Source organism: Enterovirga aerilata (assembly GCF_013044135.1).
Taxonomy (GTDB): Bacteria; Pseudomonadota; Alphaproteobacteria; order Rhizobiales; family Beijerinckiaceae; genus Enterovirga; species Enterovirga aerilata.
In genome coordinates this window covers 387407-395330 of record NZ_JABEPP010000004.1, presented here as the reverse complement: position 1 = coordinate 395330, position 7924 = coordinate 387407, and the positions used below count along the sequence as shown (strand labels likewise).

General features: G+C 66.4%; 9 protein-coding genes. 7 read left to right on the top strand and 2 right to left on the bottom strand.

Annotated elements, in window-relative coordinates; translation table 11 throughout:
* Window positions 1-238: ArsR/SmtB family transcription factor (locus HJG44_RS15865; RefSeq protein WP_171219311.1), on the bottom strand; the 238-nt coding region annotated here is incomplete at its 3' end.
* Between the two features lie 50 nt (window positions 239-288).
* Between HJG44_RS15865 and arsH the strand changes: the two genes are divergently transcribed.
* Window positions 289-1029 carry an arsenical resistance protein ArsH gene (gene arsH / locus HJG44_RS15860; protein ID WP_171219310.1) on the top strand — a complete coding sequence of 247 codons (741 nt, stop codon included), beginning with the start codon at window positions 289-291 and terminating at the stop codon, window positions 1027-1029.
* A 102-nt stretch (window positions 1030-1131) separates the two neighbouring features.
* Here the strand turns inward: arsH and HJG44_RS15855 are convergent, their stop codons facing one another.
* Window positions 1132-1989, bottom strand: a complete 858-nt coding sequence (locus HJG44_RS15855) for a transporter (RefSeq protein WP_171219309.1) — start codon at window positions 1987-1989, stop codon at window positions 1132-1134.
* A 154-nt stretch (window positions 1990-2143) separates the two neighbouring features.
* Between HJG44_RS15855 and HJG44_RS15850 the strand changes: the two genes are divergently transcribed.
* The 6 genes from HJG44_RS15850 to HJG44_RS15825 all read left to right on the top strand — a co-directional run bounded on the left by HJG44_RS15850 (window position 2144) and on the right by HJG44_RS15825 (window position 7913).
* Complete coding sequence (locus tag HJG44_RS15850; protein ID WP_171219308.1) at window positions 2144-4288, top strand: heavy metal translocating P-type ATPase; 2145 nt, start codon at window positions 2144-2146, stop codon at window positions 4286-4288.
* A 4-nt stretch (window positions 4289-4292) separates the two neighbouring features.
* On the top strand, window positions 4293-4646 hold the full coding sequence (locus tag HJG44_RS15845; protein WP_246736281.1) for a hypothetical protein: 354 nt from the start codon (window positions 4293-4295) through the stop codon (window positions 4644-4646).
* A gap of 316 nt (window positions 4647-4962) precedes the next feature.
* A complete protein-coding gene (locus HJG44_RS15840) occupies window positions 4963-5271 on the top strand; it encodes a DUF2326 domain-containing protein (protein ID WP_171219307.1) in 309 nt (102 codons plus the stop codon).
* Window positions 5272-5544: 273 nt separating this feature from the next.
* A complete protein-coding gene (locus HJG44_RS15835) occupies window positions 5545-6012 on the top strand; it encodes a hypothetical protein (RefSeq protein ID WP_171219306.1) in 468 nt (155 codons plus the stop codon).
* A 274-nt stretch (window positions 6013-6286) separates the two neighbouring features.
* Window positions 6287-6634, top strand: coding sequence for a helix-turn-helix domain-containing protein (locus tag HJG44_RS15830; RefSeq protein WP_171219305.1), 348 nt, complete (start codon window positions 6287-6289; stop codon window positions 6632-6634).
* Window positions 6624-7913 (top strand): type II toxin-antitoxin system HipA family toxin, encoded by a 1290-nt coding sequence (locus tag HJG44_RS15825; RefSeq protein WP_171219304.1) that lies wholly within the window; start codon window positions 6624-6626, stop codon window positions 7911-7913. Before HJG44_RS15830 ends, HJG44_RS15825 begins: the two co-directional genes overlap by 11 nt.
* Window positions 7914-7924 lie beyond the last annotated feature (11 nt).

The following is a 7924-nucleotide window of genomic DNA, read 5'->3' as shown; positions in this document are numbered from 1 at the left end:
GGGCCGGGAGGTTCGCGCTGTAGATGATGGAGCGCGACGCGCGTCGGGACTGAACGAGCCCCGAATGCTCCAGGTCCTTGAGGTGGAAAGACAGGTTTGATGATGAAACGCCGAGCCGCTCGGCAAGCATGCCGGCGGCCATTCCGTCCGGTCCGGCCTGGACGAGCAGGCGCACGACCCGAAGGCGGGACTCCTGCGAGAGGGCCGCGAATGCCGTCAGGGCTTGCCGTTCGTCCATTTCCTCAATATCTCAACTGTCGTTGAAACGTTGTAGCCACAAGGACCGGCGTGGACAAGGCCCAAAAACTATCGGACGGCATCTCCAACCTGCGGGAAGACGTCTTCACGGTTCCGCGTGTCGAGGATCTCGCCGGCGACAGGCCGGTGCACCCGCCGCGCTTCCTGCTGCTCTACGGTTCGCTGCGGGAGCGCTCCTACAGTCGGCTCCTGGTCGAGGAAGCCGGGCGTCTGCTTAAGCGCATGGGCGGCGAGGTCAGGATCTTCGATCCTCGCGGCCTGCCGCTCCCGGACGATGGCCCGGCGACGCATCCGAAGGTGCAGGAGCTTAGGGACCTCTCGTTGTGGTCGGAAGGTCAGGTCTGGTGCAGCCCGGAGCGGCACGGCACCATCTCCGGCGTGTTCAAGTCGCAGATCGACTGGGTACCGCTGGAAACGGGTGGGGTACGCCCGACGCAAGGCCGGACCCTCGCCGTCATGCAGGTGTCGGGTGGTTCGCAGTCGTTCAACGCAGTGAACGCGCTCCGGATACTGGGACGCTGGATGCGGATGATCACCATTCCGAACCAATCATCGGTCCCAAAGGCCTTTCAGGAGTTCGACCAGGCCGGACGAATGAAGCCGTCAGCGTATTACGACCGCGTCGTCGACGTGATGGAGGAACTCTACCGCTTCACGCTGCTGACCCGCGGCCATGCCGAGTACCTCGTCGACCGGTACAGCGAGCGGAAGGAGACTGCCGCCGGGTCAGGGAACCAGGCAGAGGACCTCATCGCGCAGGCCCGAAGCTGACGCGGATCTGCTCGTCAGGGGCGTCGTCGTACAACGGGCCACTGCGGTGAGCGAGGTCCCAAAGAGCCAGCCTGAACCAAGGTCACCATCTTCTGCGACCGACTATCGCACGAGCCGCGTTCGATCCGGCTCACGCGACTTCAGCATCTTGTGCTCGAACGAAAGATAGAGAAACGCGCCGTAGTCGGGCTTCTGCTTGGACAGCGTGATCGGGGCAGCGGCCCCCACCACGACTTGCAGGTCGTTCAGCTGGGGGAAGTTCAGGGCGTACCGAAAGCCCGGGGATAACGTCAGGGTGCCCTCTCGCGTCGTCCTGCTCTGCTCGTCGACCTGCGCCTGGCTCTCGGCCAACGCCTCGAACAGAACGTTGAAGTCGCGGGTCACAGCGTAGACGACGCTCGCGCCTATGGACGGGCTGGTCGGGCGCCGGCCATTCACGTCGAGCAAGGTCGTCCACCCCACGTTCGCGTGCAGCGTGACCCGGTCGCTCACAACCTTGCTGAAGGCAAGGTTCGTGTCGAAGCCGTGGGAGCCTTCCCCCAGGCCCTTGAACTGGTTGCCCGTCGGCAGGATCAGACTAAAGCGCGGTGCGAAGGCGGGCTGGGTGTCGGTCTCGTAAAGGACCTGCGGCCTGTAGTTGACCTGCACGTCTCCGAACCCGCTCGGGCGACGTCCGTTCGAGCGCAGGAACGAGTACGGCAGAGTGTAGGAGAACTGGTGGTCCTGGCTTCCGAGCGGGATCTCCTGTGTAAACGACAGGAACCAGTCCCGCCCTTGCTTCTGGGCGGCCGTGATGTGCTGCACGACCCCAGGCTCCTGGTTGTAGGCCTCCTCCAGCAGGAAAGAGTTGTCCTGGATGCCTTTGGCCGGGCGCTGGTCGTCCTCCTGCGCCCTCGCGCCGAAGCACGCCAGGAATGCGACGCCGAAAACCGCCACTTCCAAAAGCCCGAAGTCCAACATCAGGTAACCTCGCTGCCGCGGTCCCGAGAGAATCGGCGGGGCACAGGCTAAAGCCGCGCCAAGGGTTGCGCCACGTCCTCCCGGCAGCGGGTGAGATCGCCCTTGCCTCTATAGCGACTAGAGGTCGTAGAAGCGCTGGTCGAAGGAGACGACCATGGCTGACGCGGCACTTGGCGGAGACACTCGGACCCGCTTCCGGGTGACCGGGATGGATTGCGCGTCCTGCGCGGCGAAGGTGGAGAACGCTGTCAGGCGGGTTCGCGGGGTGAGGGATGTCGGGGTGTCCGCCACGGCAGGCACCATGGTCGTGGGGCACGATCCCGCTGTAACTCCTGGCGAGATTGCCAAGGCCAGCCGCGCTGCCGGCTACCCTGCCGAACCTCAATCAGACGATGCCGAAGCGGCCGGCCTACACGGCCACGACCACGACGATTTCGCCGGACCGTGGTGGCGCGTCCCCAAGGTGCATCTTACCGCCTCATGCGGGCTTGCGCTCGTGATCGCCTACCTCGTTGGTCGCGCCTTCCCGGCTGCCGACCGCTGGGCGTTCCTGGCCGCGCTCGCCATCGGCCTCGTGCCCGTGGCCCGGCGTGCCTTCGCGGCTGTCCGGCTGGGCATTCCGTTCTCCATCGAGATGCTCATGACAATCGCCGCACTCGGTGCGGTCATCATCGGGGCCACCGAGGAAGCTGCGGCCGTCGTGTTTCTGTTCCTCGTGGGCGAGCTCCTGGAAGGCGTTGCCGCCGGGCGAGCCCGCGCATCGATCCAGGGTCTGACGAAGCTGGTGCCGAAGACGGCACTCGTCGAGTGCGAGGGCCGAACAGAGGAGATCCCGGCCGAGAGGCTGTCCGTGGGCCAGACCGTGCTCGTCCGCCCGGGAGACCGCATTCCCGCGGATGGCACCGTCGTCGAGGGCGAGAGCGGCGTCGACGAGGCTCCCGTCACGGGCGAAAGCGTGCCGAAGCGCAAGGGCGTCGATGACTCGGTCTTCGCTGGCACCATCAACGGAGACGGCGCGCTCCGTGTAAGGGTGACCGCAGCCGCCCGGGACAACACGATTGCGCGCGTGGTGCGGCTGGTCGAGGAGGCGCAGGAGGCGAAGGCTCCGACCGAGCGCTTCATCGACCGCTTCTCGCGCTACTACACGCCCGGCGTCGTGGCCGTGGCAGCGCTTGTCGCCCTGCTCCCTCCCCTTCTTGTCGGAGCGCCCTGGGGCGAGTGGGTCTACAAGGGCCTCGCGATCCTGCTCATCGGCTGCCCCTGTGCGCTGGTCATTTCCACGCCGGCAGCCATCGCCGCAGGGCTATCGGCAGGAGCCCGGCGCGGACTGCTCATGAAGGGAGGGGGGGTCCTGGAAAGCCTCGGCCGGATCACGGTCGCCGCGCTGGACAAGACAGGCACCCTGACCGAGGGCCGGCCGAAGGTGACGGACGTGGTCCCGTTCGGCCGAACTGACCGAGAGGTGTTGTCGTTGGCGGCGGCCCTGGAGACGGGCTCCTCGCATCCGCTCGCGAAGGCGATCCTCGACAAGGCCACCGAGGCTGGCGCCCCCGTTCCGCCGGCGAGCGAAGCCTCCGCGCTTGGCGGCAAGGGCGTGACCGCGAAGGTTGGCGGTGCGTCCGTGTTCCTCGGTTCCGTCGGTGCCGCGTCTGAGCGGTCCAGCTTGAAGGCAGAGCAGAGCGCGCGGATCGAAGACCTTCGAGGCGACGGCAAGACCGTTTCCGTGCTCCTCGTCGACAGGGAGGTTGCTGGCCTGATTGCCATGAGGGACGAGCCTCGTCCGGACGCGAGGGCCGGGCTGGAGCGTCTGCGCGAACTCGGCATCCGCGCCGTCATGGTCACCGGGGACAACGCCCGCACCGCCGCGGCAATTGCGTCGAGCCTCGGCATCGAGCCGCGTGCCGACCTCCTGCCAGAGGACAAGCAGCGCATCGTCCGCGAGCTTCAGGCCAGTGGCGAGAAGGTCGCCAAGGTCGGGGACGGCATCAACGACGCCCCGGCGCTCGCCGCGGCCGACGTCGGCATCGCCATGGGGGGCGGAACTGATGTCGCCTTAGAGACCGCCGACGCGGCGGTGCTGCACGGCCGTGTCGCGGATGTCGCGCGCATGGTCGACCTGTCCCGCCGCACCATGGCCAACATCAGGACGAACATCGGCCTGTCGCTCGGCCTGAAGGCCGTGTTCCTGGTGACGACCATCCTCGGCGTGACAGGCTTGTGGCCGGCGATCCTCGCCGACACGGGCGCGACCGTCCTGGTCACCGCGAACGCGCTGCGGCTCCTGAGCACGAGGATCTGAACCGATGACCCGCTCCGCTCTTCTGATCGCGGCTGCGCTCTTCGCGCCGGCCCCGGCATCATCGCAAGCCGTCAAGATCGTCGGCATCGGCGCGGTGCCGTGCACCACCTTCCTCCAGCAGGCCTCGGCCGACCCACGTGCCGGGCGCGAGTACATGGCCTGGGCGCAGGGATACCTCAGCGGCCTCCTGATCCGTGCACCGGAAGGAAAGGACGAGAACCTCGACCTGTCGCCGGCCTCGTTCCCGCTTCGGAAGCAGGCCGAGTTCTTGCGGGTGTACTGCGAGACAAACCGAGGGGCGGACTTCAGCGACGCGGTAGAGAACCTGTACAAGGCTTTGCGGGCGCCCCCGGGTTGAAAGCTTCACTCGCGTTGCCTCCGGCGGCAGGCGCGCCTCCCGCACGTCGCTTGTGGCCCACCGCCGCGAGAGGCGGTCACCCCCCGCTCGCCCAGCAGATGAGCGGGGGCGGAAACTCGCCTATGCGACGGGACGCGTCCGTTTGGGAGCCGACTACGAACGTCTACCCCCGGAATGTTCCGGGAGCCGCACCTTCCGGTCTGGCGTGGTGGCGCATGGCAACCAGCCACTTTGCGTGACGGCTCGGGTCCATGGCCTTCAAGACGCCCACGGCCACGTCCGCCGTCTCAGCGGCGGAAACCTTGGCGGCATCGACATGATGAAGGTCTTCTGCTTCGACATGATGCTGGTGCAGCGGGCGGCCGAGCGCTTCGAGGGCGGTCCGCGCTTCGTCCTCCACGACAGCCACTTGTTCGACGGAGTGGATGCCCGACAGGTCAGAGCTGCCGTCAAGTTCGGTTCCTCCGTCGCCGGCCGGATCAAGGGGCAGTATCTCATCACGATGAACAGTGACGAAGCGGCAAGGAGCGGCCTTCTCGCGGACCCCGGGATCGCCGACGCGGTTCTCCCTGTTCGGCTCACAGATGCCGAGGATGGCGGGCTCTTCGGCTTCAGGTTTGATTGAAGCCCCCCCAGGAGGCACTGCGTGGCGAGCTCGCTCTCTGGCCCATGAACAGGGCGGGCGTTAAGCGCCGCCGCACTGCATGACCGCCTGAAGAGGAGCTTGCCTTAGCCAGCGGCCAGGACGGCACACGCCGGGATCGCGACAATCGTTCGTGTCCGCCCCGCGAGGTCTCCGCGGTGACCGCTACGGAGTTAGGATCCTGAGAACCGGTCGCACGGCAGAGTGCGCACCATGCCCAGACGTCCATGGCGGCGGCAGACCGCGACGACAGCCATGCACCCGCTCGACGCGCAAGGGCTGACACAGCCGCGAACGTACGACTTCGAAACACGGCGCTTCGACGGGCAGGGGGCCCTGCAAGATCAGCCCCTCTGGACGGAATCTCGTCTCAGCTTCGAGGCGAAAGAAAACCTCGCCCGGCGCCATTGCAAAGGCTGGGAGGTCCGCCTGGCCCAGGGCGGGCCGACCTGCGGATTGATCGTTCGGTACAGCGGAGACAACGTCTACTGGCCCTATGATGCCAAGTTCAGCATGCCGCTCACGTTCGACGGCGACGAGCCTTCCATGGACTGGTCGTACACCTTGCTCGTGCTCAGCCGGAACCACGTCTGGATGGGAACCGGCGAATACCGATGGGGCCTCAGGATGCTCGCTGATCTGCTCGCGAGACCGGACGCCAACCGTCCCTGGATCGACGATGCCGATGCAGCCGCCCTCGCGGTCGTCGCCGAGACGCGCTGAGACCTTCCGCGAGGTCGCGGGGTGTCGCACCGGGTGACTCGCGCGATAGCCGCGTTCCATCTTCGAGACCTGGATAGGTGTCTGGTCGGCGCAAACCCACATGCCTGAGTGCTGGACCGTTGATGGAGGCCCTGCCAACTGCAGCAGCTTTGTAACGCCGACATTATCTGATTTTTTGTCGGCTAAAGGCGACGCCGGCAGAAGAAAGCTTGCGTGTTGGGTTCTGTGTCGGTTATAAGCGCCCTTATCGCCATCTAAGTCGGGCAGAGTTGACATGACGGTCATGGACCGGAAGCGGGGGACACCTCTCCCCTACGAAGCCGACCGCGCTCTCAAGTCTCTCGGCAAGAACCTGCGGACGGCTCGCCTTCGCCGCAATCTCACCCTCGATGACGTTGCAAAGCGCATCGGCGTGCACCGCACCACTCTGGCGCAAGCGGAACGCGGCGATCCGACCGTCACCGCGGGAACCTACGTCACAGCATGTTGGGTGTACGGCCTCGCGAACGACGTTGCCGAACTCGCCGCACCCGAACGCGACGCCGAAGGGCTGGCCCTCGAAGCCAGCAAGGCCCGCTCGCGTGCCCGTCCGACACTCGGCGGCATGAGCAATGACTTCTAGCGGTTGCTTCGTCTACATCACCCTGCCCGACACGGTCGAACCGGTCGTCGCCGGACGGTTCGAACGCATGACGGCGCGCTCCGGCAGCACGCTCGGACGCTTCATCTATGGCAGGAGCTATCTCGCCCGCCCGAACAAGGTGCCCATCGACACGCAACGGCTCGCGGTCCTAGACGACGTCGTGAAGGAGATCGCCGGAGCGAGCGCCATCTTCCCGTCGCTCCGGGATGCCGCTCCCGACCGCTGGGGCCGTCTGGTCATCGAACGCGAATTCGGCGGGGAGCTCGACGAAATGGGCTACCTCCTGAACTCGCCCGACGACCGCGCCGGAGCCCTGGGATTCGGATTGAACCCGGTCCCGCCCGCACCCCTGCGAGACTTCAACCGGACGCTGCGCCTGCCCGAGCTCCTCGACGCAGCCGACGCGCTTCTCCGCGGCGACCCCATCAAGGACACGCCGCTCAATCGTCAGGTGCAGAAGCTGCACCTCCTAGGCACCTCCATGGGCGGCGCTCGACCAAAAACCGTCGTCGAAGACGACGAAGGCTTGTGGCTGGCCAAGTTCAGCCGGCCCGACGATGCCTGGGACAACCCCCGCGTCGAGCACGCAATGCTGGAGCTCGCGCGCGAATGCGGGATCTCCGCCTCGCAGTCCAAAGTCGTCGAGGTCGGCAACAGACCCGTCCTGTTCGTCAAGCGGTTCGACCGCGAGCGCGCCGATAACGGTTATCTGCGCCACCGCATGATCAGCGGGGTCACCTTCCTCGACGCCAGCGAAACCTCTGCCGACCGCACCCGGTGGTCCTACCCGCTCTTTGCGGACGAAATCAGACGTCGCGACCTCAACGAGGAAAGCTCCCGGCGCGAACTGTTCCGGCGGGTGATCTTCAACGCCCTGATCTCAAACGTCGACGATCATCCCCGCAACCACGCCGTCCTCGGCGATGGACGGGGCTGGCGGCTCGCCCCCGCATACGATCTCGTGCCTACCCCCATGGTCGCCCAGGATGGCCGAACCCTTGCCATGGAGGTCGGAGCACAGGGACGCCTTGCCACCCGCGACAATCTCCTGTCGGAGTGCGGCCGCTTCGCAATGGCGCAGGAAGAGGCATCGGACCTCATCAATCACCTGCGCGACATCGTCGAAACGCGCTGGTACGGCACCTGCCGGGCCGCAGGGGTCTCGCCCGCCGATTGCGAGTCGATCAGGTCCGCCTTCGTCTATCCCGGCTTCCAGTGGAGCGACGAGCCCGAACCCGGCAACATCACCCGGCGCTGAAGGGCCAGCCT

Coding starts and splice junctions, on each gene's coding strand:
- HJG44_RS15855 (WP_171219309.1), bottom strand. CDS start 1,989: ATGTTGGACTTCGGGCTTTTGGAAGTGGCGGTTTTCGGCGTCGCATTC.
- HJG44_RS15850 (WP_171219308.1), top strand. CDS start 2,144: ATGGCTGACGCGGCACTTGGCGGAGACACTCGGACCCGCTTCCGGGTG.
- HJG44_RS15845 (WP_246736281.1), top strand. CDS start 4,293: ATGACCCGCTCCGCTCTTCTGATCGCGGCTGCGCTCTTCGCGCCGGCC.
- HJG44_RS15840 (WP_171219307.1), top strand. CDS start 4,963: ATGATGAAGGTCTTCTGCTTCGACATGATGCTGGTGCAGCGGGCGGCC.
- HJG44_RS15835 (WP_171219306.1), top strand. CDS start 5,545: ATGCACCCGCTCGACGCGCAAGGGCTGACACAGCCGCGAACGTACGAC.
- HJG44_RS15830 (WP_171219305.1), top strand. CDS start 6,287: ATGACGGTCATGGACCGGAAGCGGGGGACACCTCTCCCCTACGAAGCC.
- HJG44_RS15825 (WP_171219304.1), top strand. CDS start 6,624: ATGACTTCTAGCGGTTGCTTCGTCTACATCACCCTGCCCGACACGGTC.